The sequence below is a fragment of the Vogesella mureinivorans genome (genome assembly GCF_007644035.1).
GTDB classification, from domain to species: domain Bacteria; phylum Pseudomonadota; class Gammaproteobacteria; order Burkholderiales; family Chromobacteriaceae; genus Vogesella; species Vogesella mureinivorans.
Genome location: NZ_VMTV02000083.1, coordinates 1 through 284, shown reverse-complemented (window position 1 = coordinate 284; position 284 = coordinate 1). Strand labels below are relative to the sequence as shown.

1 protein-coding gene is annotated in these 284 nt (G+C 63.4%); it reads right to left on the bottom strand.

The window, feature by feature from the left end:
• The coding region (locus FLQ44_RS02050; protein ID WP_276607821.1) for a cytochrome c oxidase subunit II transmembrane domain-containing protein at positions 1–284 on the bottom strand (284 nt) is incomplete at both ends.

Sequence of the window (284 nt, the reverse complement as noted above, 5' to 3'; positions counted from 1 at the left end):
AACCAGGATCAGCACTGGGATCACCGTCCAGATGATCTCGGCGGTGGTGTTGTGGCTCCAGCCCTCGGCCTTGGCGCCCTTGGACTTGCGGAACTTGATCATCGCCACGGTCATGGCGCCGAACACGATGATGCCGATCACCACGCAGATCCACAGCGTGATCATGTGCAGCCGGTAGACCTCGCCTGCGGTGTCGGTCACGCCGGTGGTCATGTTGAGCTGCCAGCGCTCGGGATTGGCGAAGGCCAGGGCCGAGAACAGCAGGGCGCAAACGCCCATGCCCA